Source organism: Pantoea sp. NGS-ED-1003 (assembly GCF_000738765.1).
GTDB classification, from domain to species: domain Bacteria; phylum Pseudomonadota; class Gammaproteobacteria; order Enterobacterales; family Enterobacteriaceae; genus Pantoea; species Pantoea septica.
Map to the genome: position 1 here is coordinate 466,765 of NZ_JPQA01000003.1, position 16,372 is coordinate 483,136.

At 57.4% G+C, this 16,372-nt stretch carries 14 protein-coding genes; 10 read left to right on the forward strand and 4 right to left on the reverse strand.

The annotated features are described in order from the left end of the window. Positions 1 to 96: 96 nt before the first annotated feature. From dgt to JS46_RS08365, 3 genes are all read left to right on the forward strand, one after another. Positions 97 to 1,587: a dGTPase gene (dgt, locus tag JS46_RS08355; RefSeq protein WP_033749571.1), complete on the forward strand. Its 1,491-nt coding sequence runs from the start codon at positions 97 to 99 to the stop codon at positions 1,585 to 1,587. A 135-nt stretch (positions 1,588 to 1,722) separates the two neighbouring features. Next, complete coding sequence (degP, locus tag JS46_RS08360; RefSeq protein ID WP_033749572.1) at positions 1,723 to 3,150, forward strand: serine endoprotease DegP; 1,428 nt, start codon at positions 1,723 to 1,725, stop codon at positions 3,148 to 3,150. A 172-nt stretch (positions 3,151 to 3,322) separates the two neighbouring features. Continuing rightward, positions 3,323 to 4,480: a CdaR family transcriptional regulator gene (locus JS46_RS08365; protein WP_033749573.1), complete on the forward strand. Its 1,158-nt coding sequence runs from the start codon at positions 3,323 to 3,325 to the stop codon at positions 4,478 to 4,480. 55 nt (positions 4,481 to 4,535) lie between these two features. Here the strand turns inward: JS46_RS08365 and JS46_RS08370 are convergent, their stop codons facing one another. From JS46_RS08370 to map, 4 genes are all read right to left on the reverse strand, one after another. Further along, positions 4,536 to 4,928, reverse strand: coding sequence for a DUF3461 family protein (locus tag JS46_RS08370; RefSeq protein ID WP_033749575.1), 393 nt, complete (start codon positions 4,926 to 4,928; stop codon positions 4,536 to 4,538). 223 nt (positions 4,929 to 5,151) lie between these two features. Then, entirely contained in the window at positions 5,152 to 5,976 is an 825-nt protein-coding gene (gene dapD, locus JS46_RS08375; RefSeq protein WP_033749576.1) for a 2,3,4,5-tetrahydropyridine-2,6-dicarboxylate N-succinyltransferase, read from the reverse strand. 76 nt (positions 5,977 to 6,052) lie between these two features. Continuing rightward, positions 6,053 to 8,707 (reverse strand): bifunctional uridylyltransferase/uridylyl-removing protein GlnD, encoded by a 2,655-nt coding sequence (gene glnD / locus JS46_RS08380; protein ID WP_033749577.1) that lies wholly within the window; start codon positions 8,705 to 8,707, stop codon positions 6,053 to 6,055. 67 nt (positions 8,708 to 8,774) lie between these two features. Continuing rightward, positions 8,775 to 9,569 carry a type I methionyl aminopeptidase gene (gene map, locus JS46_RS08385; RefSeq protein ID WP_033749578.1) on the reverse strand — a complete coding sequence of 265 codons (795 nt, stop codon included), beginning with the start codon at positions 9,567 to 9,569 and terminating at the stop codon, positions 8,775 to 8,777. Between the two features lie 316 nt (positions 9,570 to 9,885). On the opposite strand from map, the gene rpsB reads away from it, so the two are divergent. The 7 genes from rpsB (at position 9,886) to cdsA (ending at position 16,368) form a co-directional block, all read left to right on the forward strand. Continuing rightward, positions 9,886 to 10,611 carry a 30S ribosomal protein S2 gene (rpsB, locus tag JS46_RS08390; RefSeq protein WP_033749579.1) on the forward strand — a complete coding sequence of 242 codons (726 nt, stop codon included), beginning with the start codon at positions 9,886 to 9,888 and terminating at the stop codon, positions 10,609 to 10,611. Positions 10,612 to 10,792: 181 nt separating this feature from the next. Next, on the forward strand, positions 10,793 to 11,644 hold the full coding sequence (gene tsf, locus JS46_RS08395) for a translation elongation factor Ts (protein WP_033749580.1): 852 nt from the start codon (positions 10,793 to 10,795) through the stop codon (positions 11,642 to 11,644). A gap of 154 nt (positions 11,645 to 11,798) precedes the next feature. Continuing rightward, entirely contained in the window at positions 11,799 to 12,524 is a 726-nt protein-coding gene (gene pyrH, locus JS46_RS08400; protein ID WP_033749581.1) for a UMP kinase, read from the forward strand. Between the two features lie 141 nt (positions 12,525 to 12,665). Further along, the gene (gene frr / locus JS46_RS08405; protein ID WP_033749583.1) at positions 12,666 to 13,223 is read left to right on the forward strand and encodes a ribosome recycling factor; all 558 of its coding nucleotides are present in this window, start codon (positions 12,666 to 12,668) and stop codon (positions 13,221 to 13,223) included. Positions 13,224 to 13,368: 145 nt separating this feature from the next. Then, positions 13,369 to 14,571 carry a 1-deoxy-D-xylulose-5-phosphate reductoisomerase gene (gene ispC, locus JS46_RS08410; protein ID WP_033749584.1) on the forward strand — a complete coding sequence of 401 codons (1,203 nt, stop codon included), beginning with the start codon at positions 13,369 to 13,371 and terminating at the stop codon, positions 14,569 to 14,571. Positions 14,572 to 14,739: 168 nt separating this feature from the next. After that, the gene (ispU, locus tag JS46_RS08415) at positions 14,740 to 15,492 is read left to right on the forward strand and encodes a (2E,6E)-farnesyl-diphosphate-specific ditrans,polycis-undecaprenyl-diphosphate synthase (RefSeq protein ID WP_033749586.1); all 753 of its coding nucleotides are present in this window, start codon (positions 14,740 to 14,742) and stop codon (positions 15,490 to 15,492) included. A gap of 18 nt (positions 15,493 to 15,510) precedes the next feature. Further along, the gene (gene cdsA / locus JS46_RS08420) at positions 15,511 to 16,368 is read left to right on the forward strand and encodes a phosphatidate cytidylyltransferase (protein ID WP_033749587.1); all 858 of its coding nucleotides are present in this window, start codon (positions 15,511 to 15,513) and stop codon (positions 16,366 to 16,368) included. Positions 16,369 to 16,372 lie beyond the last annotated feature (4 nt).

A 16,372-nucleotide genomic window follows, 5' to 3' on the forward strand; every position in this document is an offset into this window, starting at 1 on the left:
AGAGTCTCGCTAATGTGGTGGAAGTGGTCGTAAAAAGTGAGGCATAGTCTAGCATGGCTGGCAGGGGATTGATTCACGAAGGTATAAGGGGAAACGATGGCGACGGTTAATTTCAGGAAGAAGATCAGTTTTACTCGCCCTTATAACACGCGCAAAGAGCCGGAAGGGGAATACTATATTACCCGCCACTTTGAGAGCGATCGCGGCCGTATTATCAACTCGGCGGCGATTCGCCGACTGCAGCAAAAAACGCAGGTTTTTCCGCTGGAGCGCAACGCCGCGGTACGCTCGCGCCTCACCCATTCGCTGGAAGTACAGCAGACGGGACGTTACATCGCCAAAGAGATCCTGCAAACCCTGAAAAATCAGGGCGGTCTGGCGCAGTACGGGCTGGACGAAATGGAGGGCGCGTTCGAAAGTCTGGTGGAGATGGCCTGCCTGCTGCACGACGTCGGCAATCCGCCGTTCGGCCATTTCGGCGAGGCGGCCATTAACGACTGGTTTGAAGAGCACCTTCCGCTGGAGCTGGTGGACCCGCTGGTGGCCGGCGTCGAAGGCGAGCAGCAGCATGCCGATTTCAGCCAGCTCAACGCCATGATCCGCCAGGATCTGTGCCACTTCGAAGGCAATGCGCAGGCGATCCGCATGGTGCATACCCTTCTACAGCTAAATCTCAGCTATTCGCAGGTCGCCTGCATCCTGAAATATACCGCGCCCGCCTGGTGGCAGGGCGAGAAGCCCGAGCAGTTCAGCGCACTAATGAAAAAGCCGGGCTTTTACCTCTCCGAACGCGACTATATCGCCGATCTGCGCGCAGCGACCCATATGGACGAGCATCATCGTTTTCCGCTGACCTATATTATGGAAGCGGCGGATGATATCTCTTACTGCATCGCCGATCTGGACGACGCCGTCGAAAAAGATATATTTAACATTGATGCGCTTTATGACTATTTATGTAAGAACTGGGGGCCGATTAAAAATAATGACGCCTTCAGCCGAACGGTCGGCGATGCCTGGCGCGAAGCCTGTAACAAAAAGCGTCGCAGCAGAAGCGATCAGTTCTTTATGTCATTGCGCGTTAACGTACAGAACGTCCTGGTCAGCCATGCGGTAAAGCGTTTCGTCGATAATCTACCTGCTATTTTCAACGGCGATTTTAATCATGCGCTATTAGAAGACGATGGCGAAGAGGGCAGGTTATTACAGATGTTTAAAACGGTGGCGCGCCGCCACGTATTTAACCATGCCGAAGTTGAACAGCTGGAATTACAAGGTTATCGTGTCATTAAGGGATTGTTAGAAATATATCAGCCTTTGATGACGCTAACGTACGAAGCCTTTACTACGCTGATTAACGAGGACTTTCTGCGACAGCACCCAATTGAAACGCGGCTATTCCATAAACTTTCCGGAAAACACCGTAAAGCCTATCAGCAAAAAATGCGCACGCTGGTGGTCGAGCATAAATATCAGCGACTGTTATGGGAAAGATATTATCGCTTTCGCCTGATTCAGGATTATATTAGCGGCATGACCGATCTTTATGCGTGGGATGAGTATCGCCGTCTGATGGCGGTAGAATAACTGGACTTTTGTAAAGCGCGTGCATAAATTTTTACCTTTGCCGCAAACTTTTGCTGGAACTTCGCGTTAAAAGATTAATCTCATAACTGACCACAGCAAGGGTCTGGCGTTTATTACTGGATGAGACTAATACGAATGAAAAAAAACACCCTAACGTTGAGCGCGCTGGCGCTCAGTCTTGGCCTGGCGTTAAGCCCTGCCGCCGTTTTCGCCGCTGAATCGGCTTCTTCTACCAGTCAGCAGCTGCCGAGCCTGGCGCCGATGCTGGAAAAAGTGATGCCGTCAGTGGTCAGCATCAGCGTCGAAGGCAGCACCACGGTAAAAACGCCGCGTCTGCCGCCGCAATTTCAGCAGTTCTTTGGCGATAATTCGCCGTTCTGCCAGGAGGGCTCGCCTTTCCAGAGCTCGCCGATGTGTCAGGGCGGCGCGGGCGGTGCTGGCCCCAACACTCAACAGGAAAAATTCCGCGCGCTTGGCTCCGGCGTCGTGATCAACGCCGAAAAAGGCTATGTGGTGACCAACAACCACGTTGTCGACAACGCGACCAAAATTCAGGTGCAGCTCAGCGACGGCCGTCGCTATGACGGTAAAGTGATTGGCAAAGATCCGCGTTCCGATATCGCGCTGGTGCAGCTGATCGACGCGAAAAACCTGACGGCGATTAAAATCGCCGACTCCGACAACCTGCGCGTCGGCGACTACACCGTCGCCATCGGCAACCCGTACGGCCTGGGCGAAACCGTCACTTCAGGCATCGTTTCTGCGCTGGGACGCAGTGGGCTTAACGTCGAAAACTATGAAAACTTTATTCAGACCGATGCGGCGATTAACCGCGGCAACTCCGGCGGCGCGCTGGTGAACCTTAACGGCGAGCTGATCGGCATCAACACCGCGATCCTCGCGCCGGACGGCGGCAATATCGGCATCGGCTTTGCTATCCCGAGTAATATGGTGAAAAACCTCACCGGACAGATGGTGGAGTTCGGTCAGGTGAAACGCGGCGAGCTGGGTATTCTGGGCGCTGAACTGAACTCCGAGCTGGCGAAAGCGATGAAGGTCGACGCGCAGCGTGGCGCCTTCGTCAGCCAGGTGCTGCCGAACTCCGCCGCGGCGAAAGCGGGCGTGAAGGCGGGCGACGTGGTGGTGTCGATGAACGGCAAGCCGCTGAGCAGCTTTGCCGCCCTGCGCGCCGAAGTCGGTTCGCTGCCGATCGGCACCAAACTGCAGCTCGGCCTGCTGCGCGACGGCAAACCGGTGAGCGTGACCGTCGAGCTGCAGCAGAGCACGCAGGATAAAGTGCAGTCTGCCACCATCTACACCGGCATCGAGGGCGCCGATCTGAGCAACGACAGCGGCAGCGATAAAGGGGTGCGCGTAGACAACGTGAAGCCTAACAGCGCCGCAGCGCGTATCGGCCTGAAAAAAGGCGACATCATTCTTGGCGTCAACCAGCAGCGCGTCGCCAACCTGGGCGAACTGCGTAAAATCCTCGACACCAAACCGTCGGTGCTGGCGCTGAACGTTAAGCGCGGCGACAGCAGCATCTATCTGCTGATGCAGTAACGCTATTTAGCTTATCAGGCGGACTTCGGTCCGCCTTTTTTATGGGCGCGGTTCAGAGTGTGACCAGAGCCGCAAAACCTGTAAATCCCCGTCTGGCTCTGTGCATTTGCACAATGCCTGGCCTCGCCGCCATGCGTATGCTGTAGCATCCACTCTCTGTCAGGATTTACAGATGGCAACCTATCATCTCGATGCGCGCCTTGCGCAGGATATCGTGGCGCGCACCATGAAGATTATTGACAGCAATGTCAACGTGATGGATGCGCGCGGCCGTATCATCGGCAGCGGCGATCGCGAGCGTATTGGCGAATTGCACGAAGGTGCGCTGCTGGTGCTCTCCCAGGGGCGCGTAGTGGACATCGACGAGGCGGTGGCGAAACATCTGCACGGCGTGCGGCCAGGCATCAATCTGCCGCTGCGCATCGACGGCGAGATCGTAGGGGTGATCGGGCTGACCGGCGATCCGGTCGCGCTGCGCCACTACGGCGAGCTGGTCTGCATGACGGCGGAGATGATGCTGGAGCAGACCCGACTGCTGCATATGCTGGCGCAGGACAGCCGTTTGCGCGAGGAGCTGGTGCTGAACCTTATCCGCAGCGAAAGCCTGACGCCGCAGCTAACCGAATGGGCGCAGCGTCTCGGTATCGATCTCAATCAGCCGCGCGTGGTGGCGGTGGTAGAGGTCGACAGCGGCCAGCTCGGCGTCGACAGCGCTATGTCGGAGCTTCAGCAGTTGCAAACGCTGCTGACTACCCCGGAGCGCGATAACTTGATCGCCATTGTTTCCCTGACGGAGATGGTGGTGCTGAAGCCGGCGTTGAATACGCATGGGCGCTACGATCAGGACGATCATCGCAAGCGCGTTGAACAGCTGCTGCAGCGTATGAAAGAGAGCGGCCAGGTGCGGATGCGTATCGCGCTCGGCAACTATTTTACCGGGCCGGGCAGCATAGCGCGCTCGTATCGCACCGCGCGCACCACCATGATGGTGGGCAAGCAGCGTATGCCGGAGCTGCGCAGCTATTTCTATCAGGATTTAGTCTTGCCGGTGCTGCTCGACAGCCTGCGCGGCGGCTGGCAGGCGAACGAGCTGGCGCGTCCGCTGGCACGGCTGAAAAGCATGGATAATAACGGTCTGCTGCGGCGCACGCTGGTCGCCTGGTTTACTCATAACGTGCAGCCCAGCGCTACGGCACGCGCGCTTTTTATCCACCGCAATACGCTGGAGTATCGGCTGAACCGCATTTCTGAGCTAACCGGGCTGAATCTTAGCCAGTTTGACGATCGTCTGCTGCTCTATGTGGCGCTGCAGTTGGACGAGCAGAGCTGAGACGACAAAAAGGCCAGCGTTGGCTGGCCTTCTGTAGCAAGCAACAGCAGGCGCGTTACCGGTTATTGCGCGTCAGCTTGTCCAGATCGCCTTCAATCTCAGCAATTTTGTTGGTCACCACGCTCTCCAGATGGCGCAGATCCGCCAGGATCTTACGCTTCAGATCCACTTCCACCTGATCGCGCTGGCAGATCTGATCCAGTTCGTCGATCACATAGCGCAGGTTCGGGCTGATCTCCTGAACCTCTTTGTAACCTTGATTGATATTGTCTGCGACCACGGTTTTGCGCTGGCGCGGATATTTAAACTTCACGCTCTTGGCGAAGAACTCGCCTTTGTCTTTGCGAAAGTAAATTTTAAGAATGTCGTTGTTGGCTTCCTGACGCAGGCTATAGCGATCGATATCGTCCGGGTTATTAATGCCTAAGCTTTTAAGGTTGTCATACATAGCGATTTTTCCACCAAAAAGAGAGAAGCGCGCATCTGTGTTCATGGCACAAAAATAACTGTAGACAAAAAACGGATTGAACACTGCGCGACGGGAGATAACTGGCGCGGATTATGACCTGGGTAAAAAGTAAACGCACCTGTTAATTCGTTTCGCGAATCAGGTTGTAAGAGAGAGAAGTGTAAAGAAAAAATGACGGGCCGGATGGGCCCGTCACAGAGGCTTAGTCGATGGTGCGCAGCAGTTCGTTGATGCCTACTTTACCGCGCGTTTTCGCGTCGACTTTCTTCACGATAACCGCGCAGTAGAGGCTGTAGCTGCCATCTTTAGAGGGCAGGTTGCCGGACACCACCACGGAACCCGCCGGTACGCGGCCGTAGTGCACTTCACCGGTTTCGCGATCGTAGATTTTGGTGCTCTGGCCGATGTAAACGCCCATCGAAATCACCGCGCCTTCTTCCACGATCACGCCTTCGACGATCTCGGAGCGCGCGCCGATAAAGCAGTTATCTTCGATGATGGTCGGGTTCGCCTGCAGCGGCTCCAGCACGCCGCCGATGCCGACGCCGCCGGAGAGATGAACGTTTTTACCAATCTGCGCGCAGGAGCCTACGGTCGCCCAGGTATCGACCATGCTGCCTTCGTCGACATAAGCACCGATGTTGACGTAGGACGGCATCAGCACGGTATTGCGTGCGATATAGGCGCCCTGGCGAACCGCCGCCGGCGGCACGACGCGGAAACCAGCCGCTTTAAAGCGCGCATCGTCCCAGCCGGCGAACTTCATCGGCACCTTGTCGTAAAAGCGGGTTTCTGCGCCTTCCATCACCTGGTTTTCGTTAATGCGGAACGACAGCAGAACCGCCATCTTCAGCCACTGATGCGTTACCCACTGACCGTCGATCTTTTCTGCTACGCGCAGCGCGCCGCTGTCCAGCTGAGCGATCACCTGGTTGATAGCTTCACGGGTCACCGGATCGACGCTTGTCGGAGTAATCTCGGCGCGACGCTCGAAGGCCGTTTCAATAACGCTCTGTAACTGTTGCATAATTTTTTTCCTGATCTGTCTGGTGCATGCCGGACCACGTCCCGGCACAAAGAGTAAATAAGTAAATCGATTGCGGTCACACTTTATCGTTTGGATTAAGGGCTTCTGTCAACCGTTGTTGCAACGCTTTGCGCATTTCCGCGTCAAGCGCGCGCCGCTCGCTGTTGGCGAGAATAAACAAATCCTCGACGCGCTCGCCGATAGTGCTGATGCGTGCGCCGTGCAGCGAGACGCCCATATCGGCGAAGACTTCACCCACGCGCGCCAGCAGGCCGGGCTGATCGAGCGCCACCAGCTCCAGATAGCTGCGACGATCGGTATGGGTCGGCAAAAAGTTGACTTCGGTATCGACGCTGAAGTGGCGCAGCTTCGCCGATGGACGGCGCGTGCGCGGCGGATTCCAGCTGGTCTGAGCGATCGCCTGCTCCAGCGCCTGGCGGATCATCAGGTGGCGATCGGGCGCCAGCGGACTGCCGTCCGGCTCCAGCACGATAAAGGTATCCATCGCCATGCCGTCGCGGCTGGTGAAAATCTGCGCGTCGTGCACGCTGAGATTGCGACGGTCCAGCTCGCCCGCCACGGTCGCAAAGAGATAAGGGCGGTCGGGACTCCAGATAAAAATCTCGGTGCCGCCGCGCGTCGCCTGCGGGCTGACCAGCACCAGCGGCTGGCGCAGATCGTGCTCCATTAAATGACGCGCATGCCACGCGAGCTGGTTCGGCGTGTGGCGCAGGAAATAGTCGGCGCGGCAGCGGTTCCAGATATTGTGCAGCCGCTCTTCGTCGATATTGTCCATGCGCAGCAGCGCCAGCGCCTGCAGCCGGTGATGACGCACGCGCTCGCGCAGATCCGGGCTGTTCTCCATGCCGCGCCGCAGCTGCTTCTCGGTGGCGAAGAAGAGCTCGCGCAGCAGACTCTGCTTCCAGCTGTTCCACAGCGTTTCGTTGGTGGCGCAGATATCGGCCACGGTCAGGCAGACCAGATAGCGCAGCCGGTTCTCATTCTGCATCACTTCAGCGAACTGCTGGATCACGGTGGGATCCTGAATATCGCGGCGCTGCGCCGTCACCGACATCAGCAGATGATGGCGCACCAGCCAGGCGACCAGCTGGGTCTCGCGCGAATTGAGGCCGTGCAGCTCGGCGAACTCCAGCGCGTCCTGCGCGCCGAGAATCGAGTGATCGCCGTTGCGGCCTTTGGCGATGTCGTGCAGCAGCGCCGCCATCAGCAGCAGCTCCTGCTGCGGCAGACGCGGCCAGAGCTCGACGCAGAGCGGATGCATCGGGCGCGTCGTCTCGCTGGCGAAGCTCTCCAGCTTTTGCAGCACGCGGATGGTGTGCTCATCGACGGTGTAAGCGTGGAACAGGTCGAACTGCATCTGTCCGACGATATGTCCCCACAGCGGCGTGTAGGCCCAGAGCACGCTGTGGCGGTGCATCGGCAGCAGCGCGCGCTTGACCGCGCCCGGATGACGCAGAATCGACATAAAAAGCTGGCGCGCCTCCGGAATCTGACACAGCGGCTGTTTGAGATGACGACGCGCGTAGCGCAGCTGGCGCAGCGTGGTGGAGTAGATGCCGCGAATGTTTTCGTTGCGCACCATCACGTAGAACATGCGCAGGATCGCCTGCGGTTCGCGCTCGAACAGCGTTTCGTCGCGCAGGTCGATCAGGTTGCCGCGCAGCTGAAAGGTGTCGTCCAGCGGACGCGGCTTTTCGGTGGTGGAGAGCGCCAGGATCGCTTCGTCGAACAGCTGCAGCAGCATCTGGTTCAGCTCGCCGATGCGGCGCGTGACGCGGAAGAAATCCTTCATCATGCGTTCCACCGGCTCGTTGCCTTCGCCCTGATAGTTAAGGCGCTGTGCGACGTTGAGCTGACGGTCGAACAGCAGCCGGTTGTCGTAGCGCGTCAGCGTCAGATGCAGCGCGAAGCGGATGCGCCAGAGAAAGGCCTGACATTCGTTAAGCTCGTTGCGCTCCGCTTCGGTGAGGAAGCCGAATCCCACCATTTCATCCAGCGTGGTGGCGCCGAAGTGACGGCGCGCCACCCACTGCAGCGTATGGATATCGCGCAGGCCGCCTGGGCTGCTTTTGATGTCAGGTTCAAGGTTATAGCTGGTGCCGTGATAGCGCTGATGGCGCGCCTGCTGCTCTTCGATCTTGGCGGCGTAAAAGGTCGCCGACGGCCAGAAGCCTTCGCTGAAGATGTTCTTCTGCATCTCCAGAAACAGGGCGACATCGCCGGTCAGCATGCGCGACTCGATAAGGTTGGTGGCGACGGTCAGGTCGGCCAACCCTTCCAGCAGACACTCTTCCAGCGTGCGCACGCTGTGGCCTACCTCTAGCTTGAGATCCCACAGCAGCGTCAACAGTTCGCTGGTTTGCTGCGCGCTCGCGTCGTCGAGCGGATCGCGGCTGAGGATCAGGATATCGACGTCGGAAAGGGGATGCAGCTCGCCGCGGCCGTAGCCGCCGACCGCCACCAGCGCGATAGCGGGCAGGGCGTCGAAGCCGTAAAAGCGCCACAGGCGGCGCAGCAGACGGTCGATAAACAGGGTGCGCGCGTCAATCAGCGTTTCTGCCGATTCGCCGGCGTCGAACGCCGTGGAGAGAAAGGCGTTAAAGGTTTCCAGCTTCTGCTTCAGGGTGTCGCGGGTCAGCACCGCGTCATCCCAGTGCGCCGGGGAGTCTTGCAGGCCGTCAATGACCTCATCCGTCAGGATAGCGCTCATACCGCTTCTCTCTTCTTGAGCCATAAAAAAACCGGCGCAGGGCCGGCTTTTTATCTGTGGGGGACGATTACCCTTCGTTGACCAGCATCGCGTCGATGGTGTCGTCGCTACGCAGGGTCAGGATTTCGCAGCCGTTATCGGTCACCACAATAGTATGCTCGTACTGCGCGGACAAGCTGCGATCTTTGGTTTTTACCGTCCAGCCGTCTTTCATGGTGCGGATGCGGTAGTCGCCGGCGTTGACCATCGGCTCCACGGTAAAGGTCATGCCCGCCTGCAGCACCACGCCGCCGTCGTCTGCATCGTAGTGCAGCACCTGCGGCTCTTCGTGAAAGCCTTTGCCGATGCCGTGGCCGCAGTACTCGCGCACGACGGAGAAGTCGTGCGATTCGACATATTTCTGAATGGCGCGGCCCAGCTCGCGCAGACGAATGCCCGGCTTCACCAGACGCAGCGCCAGGTAGAGGCTCTGCTGGGTGATGTGGCACAGACGCTCGCCCTGGATGGTCGGCTTGCCGACGATAAACATCTTCGAGGTGTCGCCGTGGTACTCGTCTTTAATCACGGTCACGTCGATGTTGATGATGTCGCCATCTTTCAGCAGGCGATCGTCGCTGGGAATGCCGTGACACACCACTTCGTTAACCGAGATGCAGACCGATTTCGGGAAGCCGTGATAGCCAAGGCAGGCGGAGACGGCGTGCTGCTCGTTGGTGATGTAATCGTGGCAGATACGGTCCAGTTCGCCGGTAGAGACGCCGGGTTTGACGTGCGGGGCGATCATCTCCAGCACCTCGGCGGCCAGTCGGCCGGCGACGCGCATTTTTTCGATTTCTTCAGGGGTTTTAATTGAAATTGCCATTAAATTAATCCGCAGTTGCCGAAAATTTCAGCAATAATGAACGATGTGCTGTCATGTTAGCAGCCGAAAACAAGGCCGCCAAACAGTTCGCGTCGCGCGGCCGCGCGCTGAACAAATTCTGGCTTCAGCAGCGTGGTTGTGATATAAAGCGCGCCGACGATTCTCTGTCAGGCCGTTATGGTCGACGAGAAACGCGAAAAACTCACTTTGTGTACTAAAACACACATGTATCGACACATACGCCGGGGTGCTTCGAAAGAGGTCGGTCGTATGGGATACATGGAGGCCCAACCCCAAACTTAATCTAGAGGTAATCATGGCAACTGTTTCCATGCGCGACATGCTCAAGGCTGGTGTTCACTTCGGTCACCAGACCCGTTACTGGAACCCGAAAATGAAGCCGTTCATCTTCGGTGCGCGTAACAAAGTTCACATCATCAACCTTGAGCAGACTGTACCGATGTTCAACCACGCTCTGGCTGAGCTGAACAAAATCTCTGCCCGTAAAGGCAAGATCCTGTTCGTCGGTACCAAGCGCGCTGCCAGCGAAGCGATTAAAGAGTCTGCACTGAGCTGCGACCAGTTCTTTGTAAACCACCGCTGGCTGGGTGGTATGCTGACCAACTGGAAAACCGTTCGTCAGTCTATCAAACGTCTGAAAGATCTTGAGACTCAGTCTCAGGACGGCACCTTCGACAAACTGACCAAGAAAGAAGCGCTGATGCGCGGTCGCGAACTGGCCAAGCTGGAAAACAGCCTGGGCGGTATCAAAGACATGGGCGGTCTGCCGGACGCGCTGTTCGTTATCGACGCCGATCACGAGCACATCGCGATCAAAGAAGCGAACAACCTGGGCATCCCGGTATTCGCGATCGTTGATACCAACTCTGATCCAGACGGCGTTGACTTCGTTATCCCGGGTAACGACGATGCGATCCGTGCTGTTAGCCTGTACCTGACTGCCGTTGCCACTACCGTGCGCGAAGGCCGTTCACAGGACCTGGCTGAGCAGGCTGAAGAAGCGTCTTTAGAAAACGCTTAATAAGGTTCGCTCTGACAAAGAGCCCTTAGTCATCAGATGTAATCTGTTAAGGGGCCAGTCTTGGCCCCTTTATTTTATCTCCGTCTGTCACGCCTCCTTATCAGGCGGGCGGGACAGAGTAAATTTTCCGCAACAGGTGCCTTAGTGCGTAAGCACAGGGGTACGAACCGAGGATTCTGGAATGGCTGAAATTACCGCTGCACTGGTAAAAGAACTGCGCGAGCGTACTGGCGCGGGCATGATGGACTGCAAAAAAGCGCTGACCGAAGCGAATGGCGACATCGAGCTGGCGATTGAGAACATGCGTAAGTCCGGCGCGATCAAAGCGGCGAAAAAAGCAGGCAACGTGGCTGCTGACGGCGTGATCAAAACCAAAATCGACGGCAACTACGGCGTGATCCTGGAAGTTAACTGCCAGACTGACTTCGTTGCGAAAGACGCTGGTTTCCAGGCCTTCGCTGACAAAGTGCTGGACGCGGCGACCGCAGAACGCATCACCGACGTTGAAGCGCTGAAAGCGAAATTCGAAGAAGAGCGCGTTGCGCTGGTAGCGAAAATCGGCGAAAACATCAACATCCGTCGTATCGCAGTGCTGGAAGGCGAGCAGCTGGGTTCATACCTGCACGGCGCGCGTATCGGCGTACTGATCTCCGCTAAAGGCGCTGACGAAGAGCTGATCAAGCAGATCGCTATGCACGTTGCAGCCAGCAAGCCGGAATTCGTTAAGCCGGAAGACGTCTCTGCCGACGTGGTTGAGAAAGAGTACCAGGTTCAGCTGGACATCGCGATGCAGTCTGGCAAGCCGAAAGAGATCGCAGAGAAGATGGTTGAAGGCCGCATGAAGAAATTCACCGGCGAAGTCTCTCTGACCGGTCAGGCTTTCGTTATCGATCCGAGCAAAACCGTTGGCCAGGCGCTGAAAGAGCAGGGCGCTGACGTCATCAACTTCATCCGCTTCGAAGTGGGCGAAGGCATTGAGAAAGTCGAAAGCGACTTCGCTGCTGAAGTAGCGGCAATGTCCAAACAGTCTTAATGCTGTGAAAGGAACCGCCAGAAGGCGGTTCTTTTTTGTCTGCTACGCTAAGCAGACGCTTTTCAGTCTCATCCCAATAGTAATTTACGCGCGCTAAGCGGATGATCGATCAGATTTAACTTCTCCTTTTCAACTCTTCCAGGAAGAACCGACCATGGCGACCAACGCAAAACCTGTATATCAACGTATCCTGCTGAAACTGAGTGGCGAAGCACTGCAAGGTGCCGAAGGTTTTGGTATCGACGCGAGCGTGCTTGACCGCATGGCGCAAGAGGTGAAAGAACTGGTCGAGCTGGGCATTCAGGTAGGCGTGGTGATTGGCGGCGGCAACCTGTTCCGCGGCGCAGGACTGGCGCAGGCGGGAATGAACCGCGTCGTAGGCGACCATATGGGCATGCTGGCGACCGTAATGAACGGCCTGGCGATGCGCGATGCGCTGCATCGTGCCTATGTCAACGCGCGCCTGATGTCCGCTATTCCCCTCAACGGCGTGTGCGACAACTACAGCTGGGCCGAAGCGATCAGCCTGCTGCGCAACAACCGCGTGGTGATTTTCTCCGCCGGCACCGGCAACCCGTTCTTCACTACCGACTCGGCGGCCTGCCTGCGCGGCATCGAGATCGAAGCGGACGTGGTGCTGAAGGCGACCAAAGTCGACGGCGTTTACTCCGCCGATCCGGTGAAAAATCCGGATGCGACGCTCTACGATCAGCTCTCCTACGCCGAAGTGCTGGAACGCGAGCTGAAAGTAATGGATCTGGCGGCCTTTACGCTGGCGCGTGACCACCAGCTGCCGATCCGCGTATTTAATATGAACAAACCTGGCGCGCTGCGTCGCGTAGTCATGGGCGAAAAAGAAGGCACCCTGATTACGCATTAATACCCGACGCAAGATAAAATAAGGTATATTCTGTCGGCGCGGTGAACGTCACCGCGCACCATTCAGGATTATCGCTCAACAGCGATACCGCTTCCGGCGCCGCCGGAATGGCCAGGTCAAACCGAATCCAAGGGTTTCAACGTGATTAACGACATCAAAAAAGATGCTGAAACGCGCATGGACAAATGCGTCGAAGCGTTTAAAAACACCATCAGCAAAGTGCGCACCGGTCGCGCTTCACCTTCACTGCTCGACGGTATCGTGGTCGAATACTACGGTACGCCGACGCCGCTGCGTCAGCTCGCTTCCGTCACCGTAGAAGACTCACGCACGCTGAAAATCAACGTGTTCGATCGCTCTATGGGTCCGGCAGTGGAAAAAGCCATTATGGCTTCTGACCTCGGCCTGAACCCGAACTCAGCCGGTAGCGACATTCGCGTTCCGCTGCCTGCGCTGACCGAAGAGCGTCGTAAAGATCTGATCAAGATCGTACGCGGCGAAGCCGAGCAGGGCCGCGTTTCCGTGCGCAACGTGCGCCGCGACGCCAACGACAAAATCAAAGCCTTGCTGAAAGATAAAGAGATCAGCGAAGACGATGAGCGTCGTACTCAGGAAGAGATCCAGAAAATGACCGATGCGCGCATCAAGAACGTCGATGCGGCGCTGGCCGAAAAAGAGAAGGAGCTGATGGAGTTCTAATCCCATCGGTTGCTCTCTATACCCGATATCCTTGGGTATAAAACGCCGTTCAGGGCTGTGTTCATTGCGAATGCGCTCTGGCGGCGTTTTACATTATACCTTCCGCGCTTGCGGAGTTATTCGACGTCTTCACAGGGATAGCTTAATGAAGCGATTAACCTTGCTGGGTTCTACCGGATCAATCGGCGCCAGCACGCTGGCGGTGGTTCGCGCCAATCCTGAGCTCTATCAAATCACCGCGCTGGTGGCCGGACAGAACGTTGCGCTGATGGCGGAACAGTGTCAGGCCTTTCAGCCGCGCTATGCGGCAATGGCGGATGAAGCTTCCGCGCAGGCGCTGCGTGAACGACTGAAAGCACTCAACGTCTCTACCGAAGTGCTCTCCGGCGTTCAGGCCGCGTGTGAGCTGGCGGCGCTCGACGAGGTCGACCAGGTGATGGCGGCGATCGTCGGCGCCTCGGGTTTGCTGCCGACGCTGGCGGCGATCCGCGCCGGGAAAAGCGTGCTGCTCGCCAATAAAGAGTCTCTTGTCACCTGCGGCCGTTTGTTTATGGAGGCTGTACGCCATCATCAGGCGCAGCTGCTGCCCGTCGACAGCGAGCATAACGCGATTTTTCAGAGTTTGCCCGCTTCCATCCAGCATCAGTTAGGATACGCTGACCTGCGAGAAAATGGCATTGAGTCCATTATCCTTACGGGATCGGGTGGTCCTTTTCGTGACACGCCGCTGGCTGACCTCGCGACCATGTCGCCAGAGCAGGCCTGCGCGCATCCGAACTGGTCGATGGGACGTAAAATCTCCGTCGACTCGGCCACCATGATGAATAAAGGTCTCGAATACATTGAAGCCCGCTGGTTATTTAACGCCAGCGCAGCGCAAATGGAGGTGATCCTGCATCCGCAGTCGATGATCCACTCCATGGTGCGCTACTGCGACGGCAGCGTGCTGGCTCAGCTCGGTTCACCGGATATGCGCACCCCCATTGCACACTGCATGGCCTGGCCCGCGCGTATTTCGGCAGGCGTCACGCCGCTGGACTTCACCCGCATGTCCGCGCTGACGTTCGCTGAACCTGACTTTGCCCGCTACCCTTGCCTGAAACTGGCGATAGATGCCTGCGAGGCAGGGCAGGCGGCGACCACGACGCTGAACGCGGCCAATGAGGTTGCGGTGGCGGCCTTTCTGGATAACCAGATCCGCTTTACCGACATCGCGGCGATCAACAGCGAAGCGCTGGCGGCGCAGACGTTTGCGGAGCCGGACTCGGTGGACGCCGTACTGGATATCGACCGCGCCGCGCGCGCCAGCGCCACAGAGATGCTGCCGCGTTTCGCGACCTCGCGTTAACGCGCGCCGCTATTTGTTCGCCTGTAGCGAAAATGGTATAGTCGCTCGCTCGCGTTTCCGGGTATGGCATCGCATCTGATGCGCCTCGCCCCTTTTGGGTGAGAGAAGACCGGGCGCAATGTATTCAGAAACCACAGCATTTCTGACAACAGGAATTAATTACGCGTTATGTCGTCCAATAATCACAACAAAACCGATGACCAACAGGGAATAGGCCCGCGTCACGTGGCTATCATTATGGATGGCAATGGTCGTTGGGCTAAAAATCAGGGAAAACTGCGTATTTCCGGCCATAAAGCGGGCGTTAAAGCGGTACGCCGCTCCGTCAGCTTCGCCGTCAGCAATAATCTTGAAGCGCTGACGCTCTATGCCTTCAGCAGTGAAAACTGGAGCCGACCGGCTTCGGAAGTCACGGCGCTGATGGAGCTGTTTGTCTGGGCGCTCGACAGCGAAGTGAAGAGCCTGCACAAGCACAACGTGCGTCTGCGCGTTATCGGCGACGTAAGCCGTTTCAGTAACCGTATTCAGGAGCGTATTCGTCGCGCCGAGGAACTGACTCAGCAAAATAGTGGACTGACTCTCAATATTGCCGCGAACTATGGCGGACGTTGGGATATTATCCAGGGAGTGAAAAAACTCGCTGAGCAGGTTCAGGAAGGTTTGCTGCGTCCTGACCAGATCACCGAGGAAAACCTGTCTGCCCATCTGTGCATGCAGGGACTGGCTCCAGTGGATCTAGTGATAAGGACCGGGGGAGAGCATCGGATTAGCAACTTCCTGCTGTGGCAGATCGCCTATGCTGAGTTTTATTTCACCGATGTTCTCTGGCCTGATTTTGATGAACACGTTTTTGAAGGTGCACTGAATGCATTCTCTCTGCGGGAGCGTCGTTTTGGCGGCGCTGCACCAGGCGGCGCCTGAGCAAACAGGGGGTAACCTTTGCTGAAGTCTCGTCTGATTACCGCGCTTATTCTCATTCCGCTGGTGATTGCTGCGCTTTTCTGGTTACCGCCCGTTGGTTTTGCGATTACGACGATTATCATCTGCATGCTCGGCGCCTGGGAATGGGGCCAGCTTGCGGGCATGGCGTCGCGCCAACAGCGCATCTGGCTTTCTCTGCTGTGTGGGCTGCTGCTGGCGGGGATGCTCTTTACTCTTCCTCCCTATCAGCGTGACGTACATCTGCCGCAGGTCGCCACGTCGCTCTGGGCGTCGCTGGCGTGGTGGATTGTGGCGCTGTTCCTGGTTCTCTCTTATCCCGCCTCGGCCTCTCTGTGGCGCCATTCGCGCCCCTTGCGCCTGGTATTCGGCATTCTCACGCTTATCCCCTTTTTCTGGGGCATGATGGCGCTGCGTCAGTATCACTACGAGAGCGATCATTACGCCGGCTCATGGTGGCTGCTGTTCGTGATGTTCCTGGTGTGGGGCGCGGATTCCGGCGCCTACATGTTCGGCAGGCTGTTCGGCAAACATAAGCTGGCGCCTAAGGTCTCGCCCGGTAAAACCTGGGAAGGCTTTTTCGGCGGCCTGGTTTCTTCCGCGCTGATCGCCTGGCTGTTCGCCAGCTTAGCGCCGCTGACCGTTTCCGCCGGTACGCTGATCGTCTGCGCCGTGCTGGCGACGCTCGCCTCGGTGCTGGGCGATTTAACGGAAAGCATGTTCAAACGTGAAGCGGGCATTAAAGACAGCGGCAGCCTGATCCCGGGTCACGGCGGCATACTCGATCGCATCGACAGCCTCACCGCGGCGGTGCCGGTTTTCGCCTGTTTACTGCTGCTGGTGTTCCGCACTCTCTGAGGAC

Coding starts and splice junctions, on each gene's coding strand:
- dgt (WP_033749571.1), top strand. CDS start 97: ATGGCGACGGTTAATTTCAGGAAGAAGATCAGTTTTACTCGCCCTTAT.
- degP (WP_033749572.1), top strand. CDS start 1,723: ATGAAAAAAAACACCCTAACGTTGAGCGCGCTGGCGCTCAGTCTTGGC.
- JS46_RS08365 (WP_033749573.1), top strand. CDS start 3,323: ATGGCAACCTATCATCTCGATGCGCGCCTTGCGCAGGATATCGTGGCG.
- JS46_RS08370 (WP_033749575.1), bottom strand. CDS start 4,928: ATGTATGACAACCTTAAAAGCTTAGGCATTAATAACCCGGACGATATC.
- dapD (WP_033749576.1), bottom strand. CDS start 5,976: ATGCAACAGTTACAGAGCGTTATTGAAACGGCCTTCGAGCGTCGCGCC.
- glnD (WP_033749577.1), bottom strand. CDS start 8,707: ATGAGCGCTATCCTGACGGATGAGGTCATTGACGGCCTGCAAGACTCC.
- map (WP_033749578.1), bottom strand. CDS start 9,569: ATGGCAATTTCAATTAAAACCCCTGAAGAAATCGAAAAAATGCGCGTC.
- rpsB (WP_033749579.1), top strand. CDS start 9,886: ATGGCAACTGTTTCCATGCGCGACATGCTCAAGGCTGGTGTTCACTTC.
- tsf (WP_033749580.1), top strand. CDS start 10,793: ATGGCTGAAATTACCGCTGCACTGGTAAAAGAACTGCGCGAGCGTACT.
- pyrH (WP_033749581.1), top strand. CDS start 11,799: ATGGCGACCAACGCAAAACCTGTATATCAACGTATCCTGCTGAAACTG.
- ispC (WP_033749584.1), top strand. CDS start 13,369: ATGAAGCGATTAACCTTGCTGGGTTCTACCGGATCAATCGGCGCCAGC.
- ispU (WP_033749586.1), top strand. CDS start 14,740: ATGTCGTCCAATAATCACAACAAAACCGATGACCAACAGGGAATAGGC.